Raw genomic sequence first — 23279 nt, 5'->3', positions numbered from 1 at the left:
GCCTGTTTCAACGTTTCGCACCCGAGCCGCCGCCATGTCCGAGCCGATTGACCTCTCGCAGATCTCCCCCTCCCTGAAAGCCGAAATCCTCGCGGAAGCGCTGCCGTACATTCGCCGCTATCACGGCAAGACCGTGGTGATCAAATACGGCGGCAACGCGATGACGGAAGAACGGCTCAAGCAGGGCTTCGCGCGCGACGTGATCCTGCTGAAGCTCGTCGGCATCAACCCGGTGATCGTGCACGGCGGCGGCCCGCAGATCGACCAGGCGCTCAAGAAGATCGGCAAGCAGGGCACGTTCATCCAGGGGATGCGCGTCACCGACGAAGAGACGATGGAAGTCGTCGAATGGGTGCTGGGCGGCGAGGTTCAGCAGGACATCGTCACGCTGATCAACCATTTCGGCGGCCACGCGGTCGGCCTGACGGGCAAGGACGGCGGCCTCATCCACGCGCGCAAGCTGATGATGCCGGACCGCGACAGCCCGGGCGAGTACGTCGACATCGGCCAGGTCGGCGAGGTGGAGGCGATCAACCCGGCCGTCGTGAAGGCGCTGCAGGACGACGCGTTCATCCCGGTGATCTCGCCGATCGGCTTCGGCGAGGACGGCCTGTCGTACAACATCAACGCGGACCTCGTCGCGGGCAAGCTCGCAACCGTGCTGAACGCCGAGAAGCTCGTGATGATGACGAACATCCCCGGCGTGATGGACAAGGAAGGGAACCTGCTGACCGACCTGTCCGCGCGCGAGATCGACGCGCTCTTCGAGGACGGCACGATCTCGGGCGGCATGCTGCCGAAGATCTCGTCCGCGCTCGACGCGGCGAAGAGCGGCGTGAAGTCGGTCCACATCGTCGACGGCCGCATCGAGCACTCGGTGCTGCTCGAGATCCTGACCGAGCAGCCGTTCGGCACGATGATCCGCTCGCATTGAGCGCGCGCCGACAGCCGCGTCGCGCGGCCTCGCCGCCGGCGAGCGAGCAGACGCCCGGACGCCGGCGCAAGCCGCGCGCCCGCCCACAGGCGGGCGGCCCCGTCTGGCTCTTCGACCTCGACAACACGCTGCACCACGCGTCGCACGCGATCTTCCCGGCGATCAACCAGGCGATGACGCAGTACATCATCGATACGCTGAAAGTCGAGCGCGCGCACGCCGATCACCTGCGCACCCACTACACGCGCCGCTACGGCGCGGCGCTCCTCGGCCTCGCGCGCCATCATCCGATCGATCCGCACGATTTCCTGAAAGTCGTCCACACGTTCGCCGACCTGCCGTCGATGGTGCGCGCGGAGCGCGGGCTCGCGCGGCTCGTCGCCGCGCTGCCCGGCCGCAAGATCGTGCTGACGAATGCGCCAGAAGCGTATGCACGCGCGGTGCTGCGCGAGCTGGGGATCGAACGCCTGTTCGAGCGCGTGATCGCGATCGAGCAGATGCGCGACCGCCGCGCGTGGCGCGCGAAGCCCGACGCGGCGATGCTGCGCCGGGCGATGCGCGCCGCACACGCGCGCCTGTCCGACGCGATCCTCGTCGAGGACACGCGCGGCCACCTGAAGCGCTACAAGCGGCTCGGCCTGCGCACCGTCTGGATCACGGGGCATCTGCCCGGTCATCTGCCAAGCTACGGACGACCGCACTATGTCGATCGTCGCATTGGTTCGCTAAAATCGCTGCGATTGGGCACTCGATCGGGGCGACAAAAATGCAGCCGACTCACCCGCAGGACCCGGCAGTAACCACAGCGGCGGACGACGAACGCAACGCCGCTTCCGCGAGCCGCGCGCGCCCGAAGCCGGGCGAGCGCCGCGTGCACATCCTGCAGACGCTCGCGTCGATGCTCGAATCGCCGAAGCGCGAGAAGATCACGACCGCTGCGCTCGCCGCGCGCCTCGACGTGTCGGAGGCCGCGCTGTACCGGCATTTCTCGAGCAAGGCGCAGATGTTCGAAGGCCTGATCGAATTCATCGAGGAAACGTTCTTCGGGCTCGTCAACCAGATCGCCGCGAACGAGCCGAACGGCGTGCTGCAGGCGCGCTCGATCGCGTTGATGCTGCTCAATTTCTCCGCGAAGAATCCCGGCATGACACGCGTGCTGACGGGCGAGGCGCTCGTCGGCGAGCACGAGCGCCTCGCCGAGCGCGTCAACCAGATGCTCGAGCGGATCGAGACGTCGATCAGGCAATGCCTGCGCGTCGCGCTCCTCGAAGCCCGCGCGCACGCGGACGGCGGCGGCCCGCCGCCCGTGCCGCTGCCGGACGACTACGATCCGGCGCTGCGCGCGAGCCTCGTCGTCAGCTACGTGCTCGGCCGCTGGCACCGCTATGCGAAGAGCGGCTTCACGAAAGCGCCTGGCGAGCACGCCGACGCGCAGTTGCGGCTGATCCTGCAGTAACGGCACGCGGGGCCGCGGCAAGCATCCTGCCCGCAGCGGCAAGCAATGCCGGACGCGCGATTCCCTTCCATCGCCGCGACGCCGAAGTTTTTCCGTTATACTTGCCCGACTGTCGTCGCCGCTTTGCGGCGATGCTCGGAAAGCGCGCCGATTTGCTGACTCGATTGCGGGCGCGCGAACCGGCCGGGGCTGTCGTCCCGGCGGTTCACTACAAATGCGGCTAAAGAGGTCGTCAGCCTGCTCCCCGCTTTCCGCGCACGCCCGACAACCATTTAGCCGCCCAGTCATAAGGCGGAACGAATGGAATCGATCGGCGTCGTCGCTCCACAAACCATGCATTTCGCCGAACCGCTGCGCCTGCAAAGCGGCAGCGTGCTCGGCAACTATCAGCTCGTCGTCGAGACCTACGGCGAGCTCAACGCCGCGCGCTCGAACGCGGTGCTCGTCTGCCACGCGCTCAACGCGTCGCATCATGTCGCGGGCGTCTACGCGGACGATCCGCGCAGCACCGGCTGGTGGGACAACATGGTCGGGCCCGGCAAGCCGCTCGACACGAACCGCTTCTTCGTGATCGGCGTGAACAATCTCGGCTCGTGCTTCGGCTCGACAGGGCCGATGAGCATCGATCCGTCGACGGGCACGCCATACGGCGCGCGCTTTCCCGTCGTGACGGTCGAGGACTGGGTGCACGCGCAGGCGCGCGTCGCCGATGCGTTCGGCATCGAGCGCTTCGCCGCGGTGATGGGCGGCAGCCTCGGCGGGATGCAGGCGCTCGCGTGGAGCCTGCTGTATCCGGAGCGGGTCGCGCACTGCATCGACATCGCGTCGACGCCGAAGCTGTCCGCGCAGAACATCGCGTTCAACGAAGTCGCGCGCTCGGCGATCCTGTCGGACCCCGATTTCCACGGCGGCGACTACTACGCGCACGGCGTGAAGCCGCGGCGCGGCCTGCGCGTCGCGCGGATGATCGGCCACATCACGTATCTGTCCGACGACGACATGGCCGAGAAATTCGGTCGCGCGCTGCGCCGCGCGGACGGCGCGCTCGACGCGTACAACTTCAACTTCGACGTCGAGTTCGAAGTCGAATCGTACCTGCGCTACCAGGGCGACAAGTTCGCCGACTACTTCGACGCGAACACGTACCTGCTGATCACGCGCGCGCTCGACTACTTCGATCCGGCGAAGGCGTTCAACGGCAACCTGAGCGCGGCGCTCGCGCATACGAAGGCGAAGTATCTCGTCGCGAGCTTCGCGACCGACTGGCGCTTCGCGCCCGCGCGCTCGCGCGAGATCGTGAAGGCGCTGCTCGACAACCGGCGCTCGGTGTCGTACGCGGAGATCGATGCGCCGCACGGGCATGACGCGTTCCTGCTCGACGACGCGCGCTACCACAACGTGGTGCGCGCCTATTACGAACGGATTGCCGAGGAGGTGGGCGCATGAATCAACAGGCGCTGAATACGCTGTCCGCGCGCGCGGACTTTCGCGCGATCGCGCGCTGGGTCGAGCCGCGCTCGACGGTGCTCGATCTCGGCTGCGGCGACGGGTCGCTGCTGTCGCTCCTGACCGAGGAGCTGGAGGTGTCCGGCTACGGCGTCGAGATCAACGACGCGGGCGTGCTCGCGAGCGTGAAGAACGGCATCAACGTGATCCAGCAGAATCTGGAGGACGGCCTGCGCCTCTTCGAGGATCACAGCTTCGATTTCGCGATCCTGTCGCAGACGCTGCAGACGATCCACCAGACGGCCGCGATCCTGCGCGAAACCGCGCGCGTCGGGCGCGAATGCATCGTGTCGTTCCCGAACTTCGGCTATTGGGCGCACCGGCTGTCGGTGCTGCGAGGCCGGATGCCGGTGTCGAAATCGCTGCCTTATCAATGGCACAACACGCCGAACGTGCGGGTGCTGACGATCAAGGATTTCGAAGCGCTCGCGCCCGAAGTCGGCGTCGAGATTCTCGACCGCGCGGTGCTGCACGAAGGGCAACCGATTCGATGGGGAGTGAACTGGCGTGGTAGTCTTGCGGTCTACCGCGTCAAGCGGAGACAACCCTAGTATTTAGTTCGATGACCAAACCGCCGCACGACGCGCCCGCCCTCAACGCCCACGAGGATCACCCGGGCTGGCGCGCGTTTCTGAACACGCACATGCTGATCTGCGTCTTTCTCGGCTTCACGTCGGGACTGCCGCTCTTCACGCTCGTCTACCTGGTGCAGGCCTGGCTGCGCTCGGAAGGCGTGAACCTGAAGGAAATCGGCCTCTTCGCGCTCATTCAGTTCCCCTACACGTGGAAGTTCCTGTGGGCGCCGCTGATGGACCGCTTCATCCCGCGCCTGCCCGGCTGGCGGCCGGGGCGGCGGCGCGGCTGGATGCTCGTCACGCAGTTGCTCGTCGCCGTCGCGATTGCCGCGCTCGGCTTCGTGTCGCCGCGCGAATCGATCTGGACGGTCGCCGCCCTGACGACGCTCGTCGCGTTCTTCGGCGCGAGCGCCGACATCGTGATCGACGCATACCGCCGCGAGCTGCTGCGCGACACCGAACAGGGCCTGGGCAACGCGGTGCACGTGAACGCGTACAAGGTCGCCGCGCTGATTCCCGGCTCGCTGTCGCTGATCCTGTCCGACCATCTGCCGTGGGACGCCGTGTTCGCGCTCACCGCCGCGTTCATGCTGCCCGGCATCTTGATGACGCTCGTCGTGCGCGAGCCGGACGTGCACGGCGCGCCGCCGAAGAGCCTGTCGGAGGCGGTGATCCTGCCGTTTCGCGAGTTCATCGGCCGCGACGGCTGGCGCGGCGCGCTGCTCGTGCTCGGCTTCATCTTCCTCTACAAGCTCGGCGACACGATGGCGACAACGCTGTCGACGTCGTTCTTCCTCGACCTCGGCTTCAACAAGACGCAGATCGGCGTGATCGCGAAGACGACCGCGTTCTGGGCGAGCCTCGCGGGCGGCATCATCGGCGGCGTGTGGCTCGTGAAGATCGGCATCGCGCGCGGGCTGTGGATCTTCGGGGTCCTGCAGATCGTGTCGACGCTCGGCTTCGCGTGGCTCGCGAAGGCGGGCCCGGACCCCGTGCTGATGGCCGCCATCTACGGCTTCGAGACGTTCTCGACGGGCCTCACGCTCGCCGCGTTCACCGCGTACATCGCGAGCACGACGGACCCGCGCTATACCGCGACGCAATTCGCGCTGTTCACGAGCCTCGCGTCGGTGCCGCGCACGCTCGCGTCGGCGTCGAGCGGCTTCATCGTGGCGCAGATCGGCTGGTTCGACTATTTCCTCGTCTGCGCGGCGCTCGGCATTCCCGGGATGCTGCTGCTGTTCAAGATCGCGCCGTGGAACGGCAGCATGTCAGGCAACGAGGCCGCCCGTGCAGGCTAAGCTGCGCGTCGCCCGCGCCGCGCTCACGTTCGCGAGCGGCGTCGCGCTCGGCATCGCGGGCCCGGCGCTCGGGCTCGAGCTGTGCATGGCCGAGCCGATGCTCGTCGCCGACGGCGGCCCGCCGTCCGCGACGCCGGCGGGCGCGCCCGCCGGCAATCCGCAGCCGTATGGGCTCGGCGATCAGCAGGTGCGCTACGGCAACGCGATCGTGTTCCGCAGCCTGATTCCGTCGCCGCTCCTCGAACAGTTGACCGACAACGAATACCGGCAGACCGTGCAGGACGCCGTGCAGCGCGAGCGCCTGCTGCCGCCGAACAACGCGCGCGTGAAGCGGCTGCGCACGATCGTCACGCGGCTCGCGCCGTATGCGGTCAAGTGGAGCGAGCGCGTGAAGGGTTGGAACTGGGAAATCGAGGTGCGGCGCTCGCGCTCGATCCGCGCGTTCTGCCTGCCGGGCGGCAAGGTGCTCGTCGATAGCGGGCTGCTCGACCGGCTGCGCCTCACCGACGACGAACTCGGCGTACTGTTCGCGCACGAGATCGCGCACGCGCTGCGCGAGCATGCGCGCTCGAGCCTCGGCGAACAGCAGGCCGCGTCGCTCGGCACGGGCGCGACGCCGCTGCCGCCCCTCTTCGGGCTGTCGGAGCCGCTGCCCGCGCCGCTCGGCATCATCGAGCGCTTCGCGTCGGTCCGCTACGATCCGACCGACGAAACCGAAGCCGACGTGATCGGCGGCGACATCGCCGCGCGCGCGGGCTTCGATCCGCGCGCGGCGATCACGCTGTGGGACAAGCTCGCGGTCGCGACGCGCGCCGACAAGGACAACGGCTTCATCTACACGCACCCGTACGACACGCGGCGCCGCAACGATCTGCGCAAGCGCCTCGCCGACCTGATGCCGCTCTACCGGAAGGCGCTCGTCAAGAACGCCGACGCGGGCGCGAAGCAGCGCGCCACGGCGGCGAATCGCTGAGCGACGGCGGCCAGGCGTTGCTGTTCGCGGCTGCGTCCGCGCCGCGTCGCCGACGGCTCACGCACCGGTTCGCATTCGCCCTCAGCGTCGACTGCCCCCGCTCGCGCGTCGATCACGCGATCCGTCGCGGCGCTCCGCGTTCGGCCCGCCCATCACGCTCGGCCGCCCGCGATCACTCTCCCGCCTCGAGCCCGACCGGCTGCCGGCCGCCCGCCTGCACCCAGCGCACTTCGTCGCTCGGACTGCGCCCGAACAGCCGCTTGAACTCGCGGCTGAACTGCGACGCGCTCGCATAGCCGACCCGCGCCGCCGCCGCGCCCGCGTTCAGCCCGTCCTGCACCATCATCAGCCGCGCATGATGGAGCCGCATCGCCTTCACGTACTGCATCGGCGAGCTCGCGGTCACGCTCTTGAACTGCGCATGAAACACGGCGAGGCTCATCCCCGCTTCGCTCGCGAGCGTCTCGACGTCGAGCTCGCCGCTCAGGTCCGCATGGATCCGCCGCAGCGCCCTCGCGACGCGCCCGAAATGATGCTGCTGCGCGAGCGCCGCGCGGATCGCGTCGCCCTGCGCGCCCGTCAGCACGCGATAGCCGATCTCGCGCATGATCGCCGGCCCGAGCACGCGCGTGTCGGCAGGCGACGCGAGCGCCTCGAGCAGGCGCAGCACCGCGTCCGCGAGCGGCGCGTCGAGCGGCGTCGAATAGATGCCGCGCGGCTCGCTGATCGACGCGCCGTGCGTCTCGTCGAGCAGGATCGCGAGCTCGGCGATCACCGCGAGATCGACGCGAATCGAAATCGCGAGAAACGGCTCGTCCGGCGTCGCGAACGTCTCGCACTCGAACGGCAGCGGCACCGACAGCACGAGATACTGCTGCGCGTCGTAGACGAAGGTCTGCTCGCCGACATAGCCGCGCTTGCGCCCCTGACACACGACGACGATGCTCGGGTCGTACAGCACGGGCATCCGCGGCACCGGCCGGTTCGAGCGAATGAAGCGCACGCCGTCGATCACGGCGTGCGTGTAGCCTTCGTTCGGCGCGAGCCGGTCGAACAACGCGAGGATGCGGCGCTGCAGGCGCGCGCCGCCGTCGGGGAAAAGGGGTTCGAAACTCATCGGGCTTCCTTCGTGCCGCAAGAGAAACAGGCTTGCAATCTAGCACCGGCCCAGCCTTTTTTCCGCACTCCGCTCGAAATTCAAGAGAAATAGGCAAACCTTCAAGATCTTCAGGTATTCCGGGCGTCCAGCCGCATGCTTAGGATTGCTCCCGTGCCGCTGCGCCGCCGCATTCCGCGGCCGCGCGCGGCACACGTCTTTTCGAGTCAGGAGCCTTCATGAGCACGACTTACGCTTACGCGGCAACGAGCGCCTCGACGCCGCTCGCGCCGTTCGAATTCCAGCGCCGCGCGCTGCGCGATCTCGACGTGCAGATCGAGATCCTCTACTGCGGCGTCTGCCACTCCGATCTCCACCAGGTCCGCAACGAATGGAAGAACACGACGTACCCGATCGTGCCGGGCCATGAGATCGTCGGCCGCGTGACGGCCGTCGGTCCGCAGGTCACGCGCTTCAAGGCGGGCGAGCTCGTCGGGGTCGGCTGCCTCGTCGATTCTTGCCGCACGTGCCCGAGCTGCGCGCAAGGGCTCGAGCAGTACTGCGAGAACGGTTTCGTCGGCACCTACAACGGCCGCGACCGCGCAACGGGCGACATCACGTACGGCGGCTACTCGACGCAGATCGTCGTCGACGAGGCATTCGTGCTGCGCGTGCCCGACACGCTGGACCCGGCGGGCGCGGCGCCGCTCCTCTGCGCGGGCATCACGACGTACTCGCCGCTGCGCCAGTGGGGCGCGGGCCCCGGCAAGAAGGTCGGCATCGTCGGCCTGGGCGGCCTGGGCCACATGGGCGTGAAGCTCGCGCGGGCGATGGGCGCGCACGTCGTGCTGTTCACGACGTCGCCGTCGAAGATCGAGGACGGCAAGCGGCTCGGCGCGCACGAAGTCGTGATCTCGAAGGACGAAGCGCAGATGAACGTGCATCTGAACAGCTTCGACTTCATCCTGAACACGGTCGCCGCGCAGCACGATCTGAATCCGTTCCTCCATCTGCTGAAGCGCGACGGCACGATGACGCTCGTCGGCGCGCCGGAGCACGATCATCCGTCGCCGCAGGTGTTCAACCTGATCTTCAAGCGCCGCCGCCTCGCGGGCTCGCTGATCGGCGGCATCGCCGAGACGCAGGAGATGCTCGATTTCTGCGCGCAGCACGGCATCACGTCGGACATCGAAGTGATTCCGATGTCGCAGATCAACGCGGCCTACGAGCGGATGCTGAAGAGCGACGTGAAATATCGGTTCGTGATCGATATCGGGTCGGTCAGGCCGCAGCGCGCCGCGTAATGGATGATGCGCAGTGACGCGCGGCGCGGCTGACGCGCCGCGTCACTTGTAGTCGTAATCGACCGTGAGCGGCGCGTGATCGCTGAACTTGACGTCGCGGAAGATCGCCGTGCTTTTTGCCGTGCCGGCAACGCCCGGCGTCGCGATCTGGTAATCGATCCGCCACCCGACGTTCTTCGCATAGGCCTGACCGCGGTTGCTCCACCACGTGTACTGCTCGGGCCGCTGATCGAGCGTGCGGAACACGTCGACGTAGCCCACCTCGTCGAACAGCTTCGTGAGCCATGCGCGCTCCTCCGGCAGGCAGCCGGAGTTCTTCTGGTTGCTCTTCCAGTTCTTGATGTCGATTTCCTTGTGGACGATGTTCACGTCGCCGCACAGGATCACTTCGCGCTTCGCCTTCAGCTCGGCGAGGTGCGGCATGAATTCGTCCATGAAGCGGTACTTCGCCTGCTGGCGCTCGTCGCCGCTCGACCCGGACGGCACGTACACCGACACGACCGACAGCTTGCCGAAGCGCGCCTCGACGTAGCGGCCCTCCGAATCGAACTCGCTGCTGCCGTAGCCGATGATCACGTCGTCGGGCTCGCGGCGCGAGTAGAGGCCCGCGCCGCTGTAGCCCTTCTTCTCCGCGTGATGGAAGTAGCTTCGGAAGCCGTGCGGCTCGACGAACTCGGCGGGCAGATCGTCCGCCGACACCTTGATTTCCTGCACGCAGACGCAATCGGCGCTCTGCTCGCCGAGCCAGTCGAAGAAGCCCTTTTTCGCGGCCGAGCGGATGCCGTTCAGATTCGCGGTGATGACACGCAGCATGGTGAATTCCGTCCAGTGATTTCGTTGCGGTTTATTGAATCCTGATGCCGGCGAGCTCGGGTTTCTCGGGCGGATATTCGAGCTTCATCGCGGTCAGCTCGCGCAGCAGCAGCTCGGCGATCATCACGTTGCGATGCGTCTTCGAATCGGCCGGAATCACGTACCACGGCGCATGCTCGGCCGACGTCGCGGCGAGCGCGTCGCGGTAGGCCGCCTGATACGCGTCCCAGTGCTTGCGCGCTTCGAGATCCGAAATGTCGAACTTCCAGTGCTTGTTCGGATCGTCGATGCGCGCCTGCAACCGGGCGCGCTGCTCGTCCTTCGAGATGTGCAGGAAGCACTTGACGACCCGCGTGCCGGATTCGGCGAGCATTTCCTCGAACTGCCGGATCTGCTTGTAGCGCCGCTCGCACTCGGCCTTGTCGACCGCCCCCGTCACGCGCGGCACGAGCACGTCCTCGTAATGGCTGCGGTTGAAAATCGTCAGCTCGCCGGCGGCAGGCGCCTGCGCATGCACGCGCCAGAGGAAGTCGTGCGAGAGCTCGACGGGCGTCGGCGCCTTGAACGACACGATGCGCAGCCCGAGCGGGTCGACTTCGTGGAACACCGCGCGCACCGTGCCGTCCTTGCCGCTCGAGTCCATCCCTTGCAGCACGAGCAGCATGCGCTTGTGCCGCTGCGTGTGCAGCCGCTCCTGCAGCGTGTCGAGCTGCAACGCGACGGCGGACAGCCGCTCGCGGTCGATTTCCTTCGCCCCGTTCGAAAACGGCTTCGCGGCCGGATCGAACGCGTCGAGCATGAACGCGGCGGCTTCTTTTTCGCGCGTGTGATACGGCACGCGGTAGTCGTCGAGCGACGGTTGCTTGGCCATCGACACCTCCTCTCGTATTGCACGAAGCGCGGCCCGGCGCTTCGCGAAACGCGAGCGGGCCGCCCCGAACGCCGGTTCGGCGGCGGCCCGCTCGCATCAGTGCGGCTTCAATTCGGCGGCGCCCGCTCAGCCGAGCTTCTTCTTCAGGAGCTCGTTGACCTGCTGCGGGTTCGCCTTGCCCTTCGTCGCCTTCATCGCCTGGCCGACGAGCGCGTTGAACGCCTTTTCCTTGCCTGCGTGGAACTCCTCGACCGATTTCGCGTTCGCCGCGAGCACCTCGTCGATGATCGCCTCGAGCGCGCCCGTGTCGGAAATCTGCTTCAGGCCCTTCGCTTCGATGATACGGTCGGCCGCGCCTTCGTCGGCCGCCTTCTCGTCCCAGATCGTCACGAAGATTTCCTTCGCGATCTTGTTCGAGATCGTGCCGTCGGCAATCCGCTGCAGCACGAGCGCGAGCTGCGCGGCCGACACGGGAATCGCGTCGATCTCGACGCCGTCGCGGTTCAGTTGCGACGAAACGTCGCCCATCAGCCAGTTCGCGGCGATCTTCGCGTTGGCCGCACCCGCCTTCGCGACGACGGCCTCGAAGTACGCGGCCATCGCCTTCGTCGACGTCAGCACGCCCGCGTCATAGGCGGACACGCCGTACTGCTCGACGAAGCGCTGCTGCATCGCGGCCGGCAGCTCGGGCATCTCGCCCTTCACGCGCTCGATCCAGTCCGCGCCGATCACGAGCGGCATCAGGTCCGGATCGGGGAAGTAGCGGTAGTCGTGCGCGTCTTCCTTGCTGCGCATCGAGCGCGTCTCGCGCTTGTCCGGATCGTAGAGGCGCGTTTCCTGCACGACTTCGCCGCCGTCCTCGATCAGCTCGATCTGGCGGCGCACCTCGAAGTTGATCGCTTCCTCGAGGAAGCGGAACGAGTTCAGGTTCTTGATCTCGGCGCGCGTGCCGAACTTCTCCTGGCCGAGCGGGCGCACCGACACGTTTGCGTCGCAGCGGAACGAGCCTTCCTGCATGTTGCCGTCGCAGATGCCGAGCCACACGACGAGGGCGTGCAGCGCCTTCGCGTATGCGACCGCCTCGGCCGCGCTCCTCATTTCCGGCTCGGTGACGATCTCGAGGAGCGGCGTGCCCGCGCGGTTCAGGTCGATGCCCGTCATTCCCGCGAAGTCCTCGTGCAGCGACTTGCCGGCGTCCTCTTCGAGGTGCGCGCGGGTCAGGTTGACCGTCTTCGAATACGCGTCCTTGCCGGCCTTTTCGTTGGCGGGCACCTGGATCGTGATCTGGCCGCCCTGCACGACCGGAATCTCGTACTGGCTGATCTGATAGCCCTTCGGCAGATCCGGATAGAAATAATTCTTCCGCGCGAAGATGCTGCGCGGCGCGACGGTCGCGCCGATCGCGAGGCCGAAGCGGATCGCCCGCTCGACCGCGCCGCGGTTCAGCACGGGCAGCACGCCCGGCAGCGCGAGGTCGACGGGGCACGCCTGCGTGTTCGGTTCCGCGCCGAACTGCGTCGACGCGCCCGAGAAAATCTTCGAGACGGTCGACAGTTGCGCGTGCGTCTCGAGGCCGATAACGATTTCCCACTGGGTCATGCTCACACTCCTGCCGGTTTTTGTACGTGCCAGTCGGTCGCGCGCTGGAACGCATCGGCGACCTGCAGCACCCGGGCTTCGTCGAAATAGTTGCCGATGATCTGCAGGCCGACCGGGCGCTTCGCGTTCGCGCCCGCGCCGAAGCCGCACGGCACGCTCATGCCGGGCAGGCCCGCGAGGCTCACCGACAGCGTATAGATGTCCGCGAGATACATCTGGACGGGGTCGTCGCCCTTCGCGCCGAGGTCCCACGCGACGGTCGGCGACGCCGGGCCCATGATCACGTCGCAGGACTTGAACGCCTCCTGGAAATCCTGCGCGATGATGCGGCGGATCTTCTGCGCCTGCAGGTAGTACGCGTCGTAGTAGCCGTGCGACAGCACGTACGTGCCGACGAGAATCCGGCGCGTCACTTCGGGCCCGAAACCCTCGGCGCGCGACTTCTTGTACATGTCGAGCAGATCGCGGTATTCGGCCGCGCGGTGGCCGTAGCGCACGCCGTCGAAGCGCGACAGGTTCGACGACGCCTCGGCGGGCGCGATCACATAATAGACGGGGATCGACAGCTCTGTCTTCGGCAGCGACACCGGCACGAGCGTCGCGCCGAGCGCTTCATACGCCTTGAGCGCCGCGTCGACCGCCGCGCGCACGTCCGCGGCGAGGCCCGCGCCGAAATACTCGTCCGGCAGGCCGATGCGCAGGCCCGCGAGCGGCTTGCCCGCGCCGTTGCCCGGCGCCCACGGCTCGCCGAGGCGGCGCGTGAAGTCTTCGCCGGCGCGCTCGAGGCTCGTCGAGTCGCGCTCGTCGAAGCCCGCCATCGCGTTGAGCAGCAGCGCGCAGTCGGCGGCGCTGCCCGCCATCGGGCCGCCCTGGTCGAGCGACGACGCGAACGCGATCATCCCGTAGCGCGACACGCGGCCGTAGGTCGGCTTGATGCCGGTCACGCCGGCGAACGACGCCGGCTGGCGGATCGAGCCGCCGGTGTCGGTGCCCGTCGCGGCCGGGGCGAGGCGCGCGGCGACGGCGGCCGCGCTGCCGCCCGAGCTGCCGCCCGGCACCGCGTTCATGTCCCACGGGTTCTTCACCGGGCCGAACGCCGAGTTCTCGTTCGACGAGCCCATCGCGAACTCGTCCATGTTGGTCTTGCCGAGCGTGACCATGCCGGCCGCCGAGAGGCGGGCGACGACGGTCGCGTCGAACGGGCTCGTGTAGTTCGCGAGCATCTTCGAGCCGGCGGTCGAGCGCCAGCCGCGGGTGACGAACACGTCCTTGTGCGCGATCGGCAGGCCGGCGAGCGGGCCGGCCGCGCCCCGCGCGAGCGCGGCGTCGGCGGCCTTCGCCTGCGCGAGCGTCAGCTCGGGATCGACGTGGACGAACGCGTTCAGATCGTGCGCGGCGTCGATCCGTTTCAGATAGTGCTGCGCCAGTTCGACGGCCGAGCATTCCTTGGCGTCGAGCGCGGCGCGCAGTTCGGTCAGGCTTTTTGCGTGCATTGCGTGGGTTTCCTGGATTCTTCGGCGCGCGGCGACTAGGCGCGCGCGGGCGAACAAGCGGCGGGACGGGCGGGCGGAGCCGCTTTCGCGGCCGCGGCCCGAACCGGGCGCTTACTCGATCACCTTCGGCACGAGGTACAGGCCGTCCTGGACGGCCGGAGCCGGGCGCTGATTGTCGTCGCGGTTCACGTGCTCCGTGACGGCGTCGTCGCGCAGCCGCTGCGCGACCTCCAGAATCTGCTCGATCGGGTGCGCGAGCGGCGCGATGCCCGTCGTGTCGACGGCCTGCATCTGCTCGACGAGGCCGAAGAACTCGTTGAGCTGGGCCAGCGTGCGCTCGGCGTCGGCGTCGGCCATTTCGAGCCGCGCAAGGTGCGCGATGCGTTTCACATCGGTCAGGGTCAAAGCCATGCGGTCACCGGAAAAACAAGGGCTTGGCGCAGCGTGAAACTTGCGTTGCGTCAGGGGGTTGGAAGGTTCGATCTAACCCTCAAAAATCGGGGGCGAAGCGGCGAAAATACAGCCCGTTTCGGTTCAAATACAGCGAAATTATAAGGTATCATTACGCGTTCGACCCAGACCCGGACTGCCTTTGCCGCGCCGCCGCCGCCGCTTTGACGAAACGAAGCCGCGCGGGCTTCGCGCCGGTCCCGGAAGATTTCACTCGCAGCTTCGCGTTTTTCGAGCGGCCGCCCCCGCCCGATCCGAGGCTGTTATTTTTTCCGCTGCCGCCCTTCGCGCCATGTCCGCATGGGGCCGGCCCCAGAGCGAAACAGGATTCTGAATGTTCGGTTTTTTGCGCAGCTATTTCTCCAACGATCTCGCGATCGACCTCGGCACCGCAAACACCCTGATCTACATGCGCGGCAAGGGCATCGTGCTCGATGAGCCGTCCGTCGTCTCGATCCGCCAGGAAGGCGGCCCGAACGGCAAGAAAACGATTCAAGCAGTCGGCAAGGAAGCGAAGCAGATGCTCGGCAAGGTGCCCGGCAACATCGAGGCGATCCGTCCGATGAAAGACGGCGTGATCGCCGATTTCACGGTCACCGAGCAGATGATCAAGCAGTTCATCAAGACTGCGCACGAATCGCGGATGTTCTCGCCGTCGCCGCGCATCATCATCTGCGTGCCGTGCGGCTCGACCCAGGTCGAGCGCCGCGCGATCAAGGAAGCGGCCCACGGCGCGGGCGCGTCGCAGGTCTACCTGATCGAGGAGCCGATGGCGGCTGCGATCGGCGCGGGCCTGCCGGTGTCGGAGGCGACGGGCTCGATGGTCGTCGACATCGGCGGCGGCACGACGGAAGTCGGCGTGATCTCGCTCGGCGGCATCGTCTACAAGGGCTCGGTGCGCGTCGGCGGCGACAAGTTCGACGAGGCGATCGTCAACTACATCCGCCGCAACTACGGGATGCTGATCGGCGAGCAAACGGCCGAGGCGATCAAGAAGGAAATCGGCTCCGCGTTCCCGGGCTCCGAAGTCAAGGAAATGGAAGTGAAGGGCCGCAACCTGTCGGAAGGCATTCCGCGCAGCTTCACGATCTCCAGCAACGAAATCCTCGAGGCGCTCACCGATCCGCTGAACCAGATCGTGTCGTCGGTGAAGATCGCGCTCGAGCAGACGCCGCCCGAACTCGGCGCGGACATCGCCGAGCGCGGCATGATGCTGACGGGCGGCGGCGCGCTGTTGCGCGACCTCGACCGCCTGCTCGCCGAGGAAACCGGCCTGCCCGTGCTCGTCGCCGAGGATCCGCTCACCTGCGTCGTGCGCGGCTCCGGGATGGCGCTCGAACGGATGGACAAGCTCGGCAGCATCTTCTCGTACGAGTGATCGTCTAGGCATCCGTATGTCGCTCGCGCGGCGTGGCAGGCTCGCTCGTTTAGAACGAACCGCCGCGCCGTTCGCGCGTCTGAGCAACATCTAAACCGATCACGCGCCCGGCGCCGACCATGGAATACAGTCCGCCGCCCCTCTTCAAACAAGGTCCGTCCGCGCTCGCGCGGCTGATCTTCTTCGTCGTCCTGGCCATCGCGCTCCTCGTCTCGGACGCGCGCTTCAACACGCTCGAAATCGTCCGCGGCGTGCTCGGCACCGTGCTCTATCCGCTGCAGCGCGCGGCGCTCGTGCCGCGTGACCTGATCGTCGGCGCGGCCGAGCTCGCGACGTCGAGCGCCGCGCTGCGCCACGAAAACCAGCAATTGCGCGACCGCAACCTGAAGCTGTCGCTGCAGGCGAACCAGGCGGGCCAGCTCGCCGCCGACAACGCGCACCTGCGCGCGGTGCTCGAGCTGCGCCAGCAGATCGCCGCGCAGGCGACGCCCGTCGAGATCCAGTACGACACGGGCGATCCGTTCTCGCAAAAGATCATCATCGGCCACGGCTCGCAGGCGGGCATTCAGAACGGCGCGCCCGTCGTCAACGAGGACGGCGTGATCGGCCAGGTCACGCGCGTGTTCCCGCTGCAGTCGGAAGTCACGCTCGTCACCGACCGCGACCTCGCGATTCCGGTCCAGGTGCTGCGCACCGGGCTGCGCAGCGTGATCTACGGCACGCCGAAGGGCGATGCGCTCGATCTGCGCTTCGTGCCGACGAGCGCCGATCTGCTCGCGGGCGACGAGCTCGTGACGAGCGGGCTCGACGGCGTCTATCCGCCGGGGCTGCCGGTCGCGAAGGTCGTGCGCGTCGACAAGCTCGCGGACACCGCGTTCGCGCACGTCGTCTGCGCGCCGATCGCGGCGGTGCGCGGCGCGCGCGAGATGCTCGTGCTGCACTACCGCACCGACGTTCCGCCGCGCCCCGCCGCCGACGAAGCCGCGAGCGACGCGAACGCGAAATCGGCAAGGGGCAAAAAGGCGGCGAAGGGCGCGGACAAGAACGCGAAGGCCGCCGACAAAGGCGCGGACAAGGACAAGGGCGCAAAACCGGCCGCCGCGCCGCCCGCGCCCGCGCAGAGCCGGCCGGCCGGTGCGGCGCAACCCGCCGCGCCGCTCAAGCCCGCGGCCGCGCCGTCGCAAGGAGCGCCGCGATGAGCCGCCCTCAGTACATCCTGCAGCCCGTCAATCCGTACTTCATCGTCTTCAGCCTCGCGGCCGCGTTCCTGCTGAACCTGATGCCGTGGGGCCGGATTCCGGGCGTGCCCGATTGCGTCGCGCTCGTCCTCCTGTTCTGGAACATCCATCAGCCGCGCAAGGTCGGCATGGGCGTTGCGTTCGCGCTCGGCATCCTGATGGACGTTCACGACGCGGGCCTCCTCGGCGAGCACGCGCTCGCGTACACGCTGCTGTCGTACGGCGCGATCACGATCCACCGGCGTGTACTGTGGCTGCCGCTCGGCGTGCAGATCTTCTATGTCGCGCCGCTCCTCGTGCTCGCGCAGCTCGTGCCGTTCGTGATCCGGCTGCTGATGGGCGCCGCGTTCCCCGGCTGGAGCTATCTCGTCGACGGCTTCGTCGAGGCGGCGCTGTGGCCGGTCGCGAGCCATCTGCTGCTGATGCCGCAGCGCCGTCCGGTCGACCCGGACGACACGCGGCCGATCTGACGCGCCGCGCCGCCAGGAGTTTCGCGTTGAACGCCCGCCGATCGACCGACCGACCGCTCGCCGCCGGCGCGTTGCGGCCGCCGCGCGGCGGCGAAAGCGCGCCCCTTCATCCGTAATCGCATGACCGAATTCAAGGACACACAACAGCAGCTCTCGAAGTTCCGCCTGCGCGTCGCGGCGGCGGGCGTGTTCGTGTTCGTCTGTTTCGGCCTGCTCGCCGCGCGGTTCTTCTACCTGCAGGTCTGGCAGCACGGCAAGTACGCGCTGCAGGCCGAGGAAAACCGGATCTCGGTCGCGCCGATCGTCCCGAACCGCGGGATCATCACCGATCGCAACGGCGTGGTGCTCGCGAAGAACTACTCCGCGTACACGCTCGAGATCACGCCGTCGAAGCTCACCGACACGCTCGAGAACACGATCAACGCGCTCGCCGAGGTCGTGCAGATCGACGCGCGCGACCGCCGCCGCTTCAAGAAGCTGCAGGAGGACTCGAAGAACTTCGAGAGCCTGCCGATCCGCACGCGCCTGACCGACGACGAAGTCGCGCGCTTCACCGCGCAGCGCTGGCGCTTCCCGGGCGTCGACGTGCGCGCGCGCCTGTTCCGCCAGTATCCGCTCGGCCCGACGGCCGCGCACGTGATCGGCTACATCGGCCGGATCTCGAAGCGCGACCAGGACAGAATCGACGCGATGAGCGACGAGAACGACAGCGATCCGGAAAGCTACGATCCGCGCCGCGACGCGAACAACTACAAGGGCACCGACTACATCGGCAAGATCGGCGTCGAGCAGAGCTACGAGACCGATCTGCACGGGATCACGGGCTTCGAGGAAGTCGAGGTGACGGCGGGCGGGCGGCCCGTGCGCACGCTGTCGCGCACGCAGGCGACGCCCGGCAGCAACCTCGTGCTGTCGCTCGACATCGGGCTGCAGCAGATCGCCGAGCAGGCGTTCGCCGGCAAGCGCGGCGCGCTCGTCGCGATCGAGCCGAAGACGGGCGACGTGCTCGCGTTCGTGTCGTCGCCGAGCTTCGATCCGAATTCGTTCGTCGACGGCATCGACCAGCAGACCTGGGACGAGCTCAACAACTCGCCCGACAAGCCGCTCCTGAACCGTCCGCTGCACGGCACCTATCCGCCCGGCTCGACGTACAAGCCGTTCATGGCGCTCGCGGGCCTCGCGCTCGGCAAGCGCACGCCCGGCTGGGGCTTCCAGGACCCCGGCTACTTCACGTTCGGCGGCCACACGTTCCGCAACGACGTGCGCTCGGGCCAGGGCTGGGTCGACATGAACCGCGCGATCATGGTGTCGAACGACACGTATTTCTACATGCTCGCGCGCGACCTCGGCGTGACCGCGATCGCGAACTTCATGAAGCCGTTCGGCTTCGGCCAGTTGACGGGCATCGACATCCAGGGCGAGGCGCGCGGGATCCTGCCGTCGCCCGAATGGAAGAAGAAGACGTTCAAGAAGGCCGCGCAGCAGAAATGGTTCGACGGCGAGACGATCAGCCTCGGGATCGGCCAGGGCTACAACTCGTTCACGATCCTGCAGCTCGCGCACGCGACGGCGACGCTCGCGAACGACGGCGTCGTCATGAAGCCGCACCTCGTGAAGGAGGTCGAGAACCCGATCTCGCGCGCGCGGCACCTGACGGTGCCGAAGGAAAGCGGCACGATCCCGCTCAAGCAGGGCGACCTCGACGTCGTGAAGCGCGGGATGGAGAACGTCGTCGAGAGCCCGTCGGGCACCGCGTTCAAGGTGTTCCGCGGCGCGCCGTACCTTGCGGCGGGCAAGACCGGCACCGCGCAGGTGTTCTCGCTGCAGGGCGGCAACTACCGCGGCCACCTGCTCGCCGAGCATCTGCGCGACCACGCGCTGTTCATCGCGTACGCGCCCGTCGACCATCCGCAGATCGCGCTCGCGCTGATCGTCGAGAACGGCGGCTGGGGCGCGCAGTCGGCAGGCCCGATCGCGCGGCGCGTGCTCGATTTCTACCTGATCGACCGCAAGAATCCGACGACGGAAGCGGCGGCCGTCGCGGCGGCCGCGTCGGCGACCGAGCCCGTCAACGCGCCCGTGATCGGCGATGCGACGAGGCCTGTCGGCGTCGCGGCCGGGTTCAAGGCACTGCCGCAGCCGACGCCGCCCGCGCCGGCGAGCGGCGCGGCGATCACCGCCGCCACGCCGTGGCGCGACCAAAGGAAGTCCCCGCAGGACGACAACCATGCCGTCTCCGCCGCCAAGCCGGCGACGGGCGGCATCGACGAGTAACGGAGACAGGCATGCAATTCGACAAGCGCGCCTCGCTCGACAAGATCAAGCAGATGTTCGCGGGCTTCGACCGGCCGCTCGCGCTCATCGTGTTCCTGCTGCTGTGCGTCGGCATCGTCACGCTGTACAGCGCGAGCGTCGACGTGCCGGGACGCGTCGAGGACCAGTTGCGCAACATCATGCTGACGTTCGTGCTGATGTGGGTGATCGCGAACATCCCGCCGCAGACGCTGATGCGCTTCGCGGTGCCGCTCTATTCGTTCGGCGTCGCGCTGCTCATCGCGGTCGCGCTGTTCGGAATGACGAAGAAGGGCGCGAAGCGCTGGCTGAACGTCGGCGTCGTGATCCAGCCGTCCGAGATCCTCAAGATCGCGACGCCGCTGATGCTCGCGTGGTACTACCAGCGGCGCGAAAGCAGCCTGCGCTGGTACGACTTCGTCGTCGCGTTCGTGATCCTGATGGTGCCCGTCGGGCTGATCGCGAAGCAGCCGGATCTCGGCACCGCCGTCCTCGTGTTCGCCGCGGGCCTCTTCGTGATCTATCTCGCGGGGCTGTCGTACAAGCTGATCGTGCCGGTGCTCGTCGCCGGCGTGCTCGCGGTCGGCTCGATCGCCGTGTTCGAGGAGCGCATCTGCCAGCCCGAAGTCGTCTGGCCGCTGATGCACGACTATCAGAAGCACCGCGTCTGCACGCTGCTCGATCCGACGTCCGACCCGCTCGGCAAGGGTTTCCACACGATCCAGGCGGTGATCGCGATCGGCTCCGGCGGCCCGCTCGGCAAGGGGTATCTGAAGGGCACGCAGGCGCACCTCGAATTCATTCCGGAAAAGCACACCGACTTCATCTTCGCGGTGTTTTCCGAGGAATTCGGGCTCGTCGGCGGGCTCGTGCTGCTGACGCTGTACATGGCGCTGATCGCGCGCGGGCTCTACATCGCCGCGCAGGGCGCGACGCTGTTCGGGCGGCTGCTCGCCGGCTCGCTCACGCTCGCCTTCTTCGTCTATGCGTTCGTCAACATCGGGATGGTGAGCGGCGTGCTGCCCGTCGTCGGCGTGCCGCTGCCGTTCATGAGCTATGGCGGCACGGCGCTCACGACGCTCGGCATCGCGGTCGGGCTCATCATGAGCGTCGGACGGCAGAAACGGCTGATGAAGAGTTGATCGAAGCGGCGCGATGCGCCGTTTTTTGTGGTCGGCGTCGGGATGACGTCGGACGCGGCCGGCGCCGCGAACGGGACGGGCGTCAGCCGCACCGGCCGTCAGTTCGGCGGCCCGGACGCCTTCGGCGCCGACGCGCCGCCCGGCCCCGCCTTCAATGCCGCCGTCAGCTCGCGGTACTTGAGCGCCGCCGCGCCGTCGCCTTGCGCGGCGGCGGCCGCATAGTACGCGCGGGCGATGTCGAGATTGCGCGCGACGCCGTCGCCGCCGCGCTCGTAAAACGACGCAGTCACGTATTGCGAAACCGGCTCGCCCGCATCGGCCGCCCGCTTGTACCACACGAACGCCTGCCGGTTGTCGCGCGGCGTGCCGCGCCCGTCGAGAAACTGGTTCGCGAGCGCGAGCTCGGCCTGCACGTGCCCTTGCCGCGCGGCCTTCAGGAACCAGCCGTGCGCGGCCGCCGGATCGCGCGCGACGAATTCGCCGTCGTCGAGCATCCGGCCGTACACGTACTGCGCCTGCGACATCCCCGCGTCGGCCGCGCGCCGCAGCCAGCGCAGCCCTTCCGGCACGTTCGCCGTCACGCCTTCGCCGTTGATCAGCATCATCGCGTAGTCGAACGCGGCGAGGCGGTTGCCGCGCGCCGCCGCGTCGTGAAACTGCACGAGCGCCGCGCGCAGATTGCCCGCGTTGTAGTCGGCGACCGCCGACTCCGTCTCGCGCTCCGGGTTCGACTGGCTCGGCCCGCCCGATGCCTGCGCCCCCGATGCCTGCGCGAACGCGCCGCCCGCGGCCGCGACGAATGCCGCCGCGACGAACGAGCTGATCGCCGCGCCGCGAAGCGCGTGCCGCGCGCGAGCCGAGAACGGCGCGCCGCGGCGCTTCCCGTTCATCCCCGCACCTCCTGCAACGCCTGTCGCGTCGCACGCAGCAGCCACACGACATCCGCCGACAACGCGACCACGCGGAATCCGGCTTCGAGAGACTGGCGCGCGCCGGCCGCGTCCGCGGCGAAAATGCCCACCGGCACGCCGGCGCGCCGCCCGGCCGCGAGCACGTGCTCGAGCGCGGCGGTAACATCCGGATGCTTCGTGTCGCCAAGATGCCCGAGGCTCGCCGACAGATCGGCGGGCCCGACGAATACGCAATCGACGCCCGGCGTCGCCGCGATCCGCTCGGCTTCGTCGATGCCGCGCGCCGATTCGATTTGCACGATCGCCGCGATCTGCGCGTTCGCCGTCTGCACATAGTCGCGCCGCATCCCGTACGCGGCCGCGCGGACGATGCCCGCGACGCCGCGCAGCCCGTCCGGCGCGTCGGGCGCCTGAAAGCGGGTGAGCCGCACCGCATGCGCGGCCTCGTCGGCCGTCTCGACGCCCGGGAACATCAGCGTGCGCGCGCCCGCGTCGAGCGCCCGCTTGACGAGCCACGGCTCGCGCGCCGGCACCCGCACGACGGGCTCGCTCGGCAGATGCGCGGCCGCGAGCGCGCGCAGTTGCGCGGCGACGTCGCGACTGTCGTTCGGCGCGTGCTCCATGTCGATGCACAGCCAGTCGAAGCCGGCGTGCGCGAGCGCCTCGGTCGCCGCCGCGCTCGCGAGCGTCAGCCACAGGCCGAGCAGCGGCTCGTCGCCGTCGCGCAAACGTGCTTTCAGGGAATTGGTGAGCGTGCTCATCGGCGGCCTCCTGTCGTGCGGCGCACGGGCGGACTGCGATTCGGAAAGAGGGGCGGAGAAGCCGCCGGGCGGGGCGCGCGACGCGTTCGTCGCGGCGGACGATCCGCGATTCGATCATACCGTGATCGCGCCCGCGCGCGGATTCGGAAAACACCGATGCCGGGCCGGCCGGCCCTTGGCGGATTCAGGCAAAGAACGGAGCAGGTGGGAAGCCATGAGCAGCGCGGCGCGACTCACGCGGCGCGCCGCCCGCGTCAGCCGCGCGGATCGCGCTCGACGTCGGCCCAGCAGTTCGGCGTCTCGTACAGACGCACGCGCTCGAGGCGCAGATTGACGCCGTAATGCGCGTCGTACACGTTCGCGAGGATGCCGAACGCGATCGCGGCGAGATTCTCGACGGTTGGAATCCGGTCGAGCACGACCGTCTTGTGGTCGGCCATCCTTTCGAGGAACGAGCGCACGATTTCGTCGCGCGCATAGACGAGAAACGCGTGATCCCACTTGCTGACGAGGTGCTCCATCGCGAGCGCCTTCACGTCGGCGAAATCCATCACCATCCCGCGGTCGGGCGCGCCCTCGGTCTCGACGAGATCGCCGCGCAGCGTGATTTCGAGCACGTAGCGATGCCCGTGCAGATTCCGGCACTGGCTGCGGTGATCGGGAATGCGGTGTCCCGCGTCGAATTCGAGTTTTCGGGTAATCAGCACGATGAATGA

The 23279-nt window shown here is 68.0% G+C and carries 22 protein-coding genes; 13 read left to right on the top strand and 9 right to left on the bottom strand.

The window, feature by feature from the left end:
• Positions 1 to 34 precede the first annotated feature (34 nt).
• From argB to WS92_RS11865, 7 genes are all read left to right on the top strand, one after another.
• Positions 35 to 934 carry an acetylglutamate kinase gene (gene argB, locus WS92_RS11895; RefSeq protein ID WP_006024127.1) on the top strand — a complete coding sequence of 300 codons (900 nt, stop codon included), beginning with the start codon at positions 35 to 37 and terminating at the stop codon, positions 932 to 934.
• Positions 931 to 1734, top strand: coding sequence for a pyrimidine 5'-nucleotidase (locus WS92_RS11890; protein ID WP_015601368.1), 804 nt, complete (start codon positions 931 to 933; stop codon positions 1732 to 1734). Before argB ends, WS92_RS11890 begins: the two co-directional genes overlap by 4 nt.
• Complete coding sequence (gene slmA, locus WS92_RS11885; RefSeq protein WP_059930651.1) at positions 1701 to 2390, top strand: nucleoid occlusion factor SlmA; 690 nt, start codon at positions 1701 to 1703, stop codon at positions 2388 to 2390. The genes WS92_RS11890 and slmA overlap by 34 nt, the downstream gene beginning before the upstream one ends.
• Positions 2391 to 2690: 300 nt before the next feature.
• Positions 2691 to 3836 (top strand): homoserine O-succinyltransferase MetX, encoded by a 1146-nt coding sequence (locus tag WS92_RS11880; RefSeq protein WP_009910959.1) that lies wholly within the window; start codon positions 2691 to 2693, stop codon positions 3834 to 3836.
• Positions 3833 to 4447, top strand: a complete 615-nt coding sequence (gene metW / locus WS92_RS11875) for a methionine biosynthesis protein MetW (RefSeq protein ID WP_006024122.1) — start codon at positions 3833 to 3835, stop codon at positions 4445 to 4447. Before WS92_RS11880 ends, metW begins: the two co-directional genes overlap by 4 nt.
• 11 nt (positions 4448 to 4458) lie before the next feature.
• Complete coding sequence (locus WS92_RS11870) at positions 4459 to 5772, top strand: AmpG family muropeptide MFS transporter (RefSeq protein WP_006024121.1); 1314 nt, start codon at positions 4459 to 4461, stop codon at positions 5770 to 5772.
• Entirely contained in the window at positions 5762 to 6745 is a 984-nt protein-coding gene (locus WS92_RS11865) for a M48 family metallopeptidase (protein ID WP_015600088.1), read from the top strand. The genes WS92_RS11870 and WS92_RS11865 overlap by 11 nt, the downstream gene beginning before the upstream one ends.
• A gap of 172 nt (positions 6746 to 6917) precedes the next feature.
• Here the strand turns inward: WS92_RS11865 and WS92_RS11860 are convergent, their stop codons facing one another.
• Complete coding sequence (locus WS92_RS11860) at positions 6918 to 7862, bottom strand: AraC family transcriptional regulator (RefSeq protein ID WP_059930653.1); 945 nt, start codon at positions 7860 to 7862, stop codon at positions 6918 to 6920.
• 218 nt (positions 7863 to 8080) lie between these two features.
• On the opposite strand from WS92_RS11860, the gene WS92_RS11855 reads away from it, so the two are divergent.
• A complete protein-coding gene (locus WS92_RS11855) occupies positions 8081 to 9145 on the top strand; it encodes an NAD(P)-dependent alcohol dehydrogenase (RefSeq protein WP_059930655.1) in 1065 nt (354 codons plus the stop codon).
• A gap of 42 nt (positions 9146 to 9187) precedes the next feature.
• Here the strand turns inward: WS92_RS11855 and WS92_RS11850 are convergent, their stop codons facing one another.
• The 5 genes from WS92_RS11850 to gatC all read right to left on the bottom strand — a co-directional run bounded on the left by WS92_RS11850 (position 9188) and on the right by gatC (position 14332).
• The gene (locus WS92_RS11850) at positions 9188 to 9958 is read right to left on the bottom strand and encodes an exodeoxyribonuclease III (protein WP_006024117.1); all 771 of its coding nucleotides are present in this window, start codon (positions 9956 to 9958) and stop codon (positions 9188 to 9190) included.
• A 31-nt stretch (positions 9959 to 9989) separates the two neighbouring features.
• On the bottom strand, positions 9990 to 10829 hold the full coding sequence (locus WS92_RS11845) for a PPK2 family polyphosphate kinase (RefSeq protein WP_009910957.1): 840 nt from the start codon (positions 10827 to 10829) through the stop codon (positions 9990 to 9992).
• A gap of 126 nt (positions 10830 to 10955) precedes the next feature.
• Entirely contained in the window at positions 10956 to 12428 is a 1473-nt protein-coding gene (gene gatB / locus WS92_RS11840; RefSeq protein WP_059930657.1) for an Asp-tRNA(Asn)/Glu-tRNA(Gln) amidotransferase subunit GatB, read from the bottom strand.
• Between the two features lie 2 nt (positions 12429 to 12430).
• Positions 12431 to 13921, bottom strand: coding sequence for an Asp-tRNA(Asn)/Glu-tRNA(Gln) amidotransferase subunit GatA (gatA, locus tag WS92_RS11835; protein ID WP_059930659.1), 1491 nt, complete (start codon positions 13919 to 13921; stop codon positions 12431 to 12433).
• Positions 13922 to 14032: 111 nt separating this feature from the next.
• On the bottom strand, positions 14033 to 14332 hold the full coding sequence (gene gatC / locus WS92_RS11830) for an Asp-tRNA(Asn)/Glu-tRNA(Gln) amidotransferase subunit GatC (protein ID WP_015602347.1): 300 nt from the start codon (positions 14330 to 14332) through the stop codon (positions 14033 to 14035).
• 373 nt (positions 14333 to 14705) lie between these two features.
• Here gatC and WS92_RS11825 point away from each other — a divergent pair, with 373 nt between their 5' ends.
• The 5 genes from WS92_RS11825 (at position 14706) to rodA (ending at position 20891) form a co-directional block, all read left to right on the top strand.
• Entirely contained in the window at positions 14706 to 15749 is a 1044-nt protein-coding gene (locus WS92_RS11825) for a rod shape-determining protein (protein WP_004189550.1), read from the top strand.
• Positions 15750 to 15868: 119 nt separating this feature from the next.
• Positions 15869 to 16948: a rod shape-determining protein MreC gene (mreC, locus tag WS92_RS11820; RefSeq protein WP_059930661.1), complete on the top strand. Its 1080-nt coding sequence runs from the start codon at positions 15869 to 15871 to the stop codon at positions 16946 to 16948.
• Entirely contained in the window at positions 16945 to 17457 is a 513-nt protein-coding gene (gene mreD / locus WS92_RS11815) for a rod shape-determining protein MreD (protein ID WP_006024111.1), read from the top strand. The genes mreC and mreD overlap by 4 nt, the downstream gene beginning before the upstream one ends.
• Positions 17458 to 17577: 120 nt before the next feature.
• Complete coding sequence (mrdA, locus tag WS92_RS11810) at positions 17578 to 19731, top strand: penicillin-binding protein 2 (protein ID WP_059930663.1); 2154 nt, start codon at positions 17578 to 17580, stop codon at positions 19729 to 19731.
• An 11-nt stretch (positions 19732 to 19742) separates the two neighbouring features.
• Positions 19743 to 20891, top strand: a complete 1149-nt coding sequence (rodA, locus tag WS92_RS11805; RefSeq protein WP_015601947.1) for a rod shape-determining protein RodA — start codon at positions 19743 to 19745, stop codon at positions 20889 to 20891.
• Positions 20892 to 20989: 98 nt separating this feature from the next.
• Here rodA and WS92_RS11800 read toward each other — a convergent pair whose 3' ends face one another.
• The 3 genes from WS92_RS11800 to queD all read right to left on the bottom strand — a co-directional run bounded on the left by WS92_RS11800 (position 20990) and on the right by queD (position 23270).
• On the bottom strand, positions 20990 to 21781 hold the full coding sequence (locus tag WS92_RS11800; protein WP_006024108.1) for a tetratricopeptide repeat protein: 792 nt from the start codon (positions 21779 to 21781) through the stop codon (positions 20990 to 20992).
• Entirely contained in the window at positions 21778 to 22563 is a 786-nt protein-coding gene (locus tag WS92_RS11795) for an HpcH/HpaI aldolase family protein (RefSeq protein WP_006024107.1), read from the bottom strand. The genes WS92_RS11800 and WS92_RS11795 overlap by 4 nt, the downstream gene beginning before the upstream one ends.
• A gap of 254 nt (positions 22564 to 22817) precedes the next feature.
• On the bottom strand, positions 22818 to 23270 hold the full coding sequence (gene queD / locus WS92_RS11790; protein ID WP_006024106.1) for a 6-carboxytetrahydropterin synthase QueD: 453 nt from the start codon (positions 23268 to 23270) through the stop codon (positions 22818 to 22820).
• Positions 23271 to 23279: the final 9 nt, after the last annotated feature.

The organism is Burkholderia sp. MSMB1588, from assembly GCF_001546925.1.
GTDB lineage: Bacteria > Pseudomonadota > Gammaproteobacteria > Burkholderiales > Burkholderiaceae > Burkholderia > Burkholderia humptydooensis.
This window is presented reverse-complemented; position numbering and strand designations above follow the sequence as displayed.

Excerpts from the sequence above, each read along its gene's own strand:
- mrdA (WP_059930663.1), top strand. The coding sequence starts at position 17,578 with ATGACCGAATTCAAGGACACACAACAGCAGCTCTCGAAGTTCCGCCTG.
- WS92_RS11825 (WP_004189550.1), top strand. The coding sequence starts at position 14,706 with ATGTTCGGTTTTTTGCGCAGCTATTTCTCCAACGATCTCGCGATCGAC.
- mreD (WP_006024111.1), top strand. The coding sequence starts at position 16,945 with ATGAGCCGCCCTCAGTACATCCTGCAGCCCGTCAATCCGTACTTCATC.
- WS92_RS11855 (WP_059930655.1), top strand. The coding sequence starts at position 8,081 with ATGAGCACGACTTACGCTTACGCGGCAACGAGCGCCTCGACGCCGCTC.
- mreC (WP_059930661.1), top strand. The coding sequence starts at position 15,869 with ATGGAATACAGTCCGCCGCCCCTCTTCAAACAAGGTCCGTCCGCGCTC.
- WS92_RS11845 (WP_009910957.1), bottom strand. The coding sequence starts at position 10,829 with ATGGCCAAGCAACCGTCGCTCGACGACTACCGCGTGCCGTATCACACG.
- WS92_RS11880 (WP_009910959.1), top strand. The coding sequence starts at position 2,691 with ATGGAATCGATCGGCGTCGTCGCTCCACAAACCATGCATTTCGCCGAA.
- gatC (WP_015602347.1), bottom strand. The coding sequence starts at position 14,332 with ATGGCTTTGACCCTGACCGATGTGAAACGCATCGCGCACCTTGCGCGG.
- WS92_RS11870 (WP_006024121.1), top strand. The coding sequence starts at position 4,459 with ATGACCAAACCGCCGCACGACGCGCCCGCCCTCAACGCCCACGAGGAT.
- metW (WP_006024122.1), top strand. The coding sequence starts at position 3,833 with ATGAATCAACAGGCGCTGAATACGCTGTCCGCGCGCGCGGACTTTCGC.
- WS92_RS11800 (WP_006024108.1), bottom strand. The coding sequence starts at position 21,781 with ATGAACGGGAAGCGCCGCGGCGCGCCGTTCTCGGCTCGCGCGCGGCAC.
- WS92_RS11850 (WP_006024117.1), bottom strand. The coding sequence starts at position 9,958 with ATGCTGCGTGTCATCACCGCGAATCTGAACGGCATCCGCTCGGCCGCG.
- argB (WP_006024127.1), top strand. The coding sequence starts at position 35 with ATGTCCGAGCCGATTGACCTCTCGCAGATCTCCCCCTCCCTGAAAGCC.
- WS92_RS11860 (WP_059930653.1), bottom strand. The coding sequence starts at position 7,862 with ATGAGTTTCGAACCCCTTTTCCCCGACGGCGGCGCGCGCCTGCAGCGC.
- gatA (WP_059930659.1), bottom strand. The coding sequence starts at position 13,921 with ATGCACGCAAAAAGCCTGACCGAACTGCGCGCCGCGCTCGACGCCAAG.
- slmA (WP_059930651.1), top strand. The coding sequence starts at position 1,701 with ATGCAGCCGACTCACCCGCAGGACCCGGCAGTAACCACAGCGGCGGAC.
- WS92_RS11795 (WP_006024107.1), bottom strand. The coding sequence starts at position 22,563 with ATGAGCACGCTCACCAATTCCCTGAAAGCACGTTTGCGCGACGGCGAC.
- rodA (WP_015601947.1), top strand. The coding sequence starts at position 19,743 with ATGCAATTCGACAAGCGCGCCTCGCTCGACAAGATCAAGCAGATGTTC.
- gatB (WP_059930657.1), bottom strand. The coding sequence starts at position 12,428 with ATGACCCAGTGGGAAATCGTTATCGGCCTCGAGACGCACGCGCAACTG.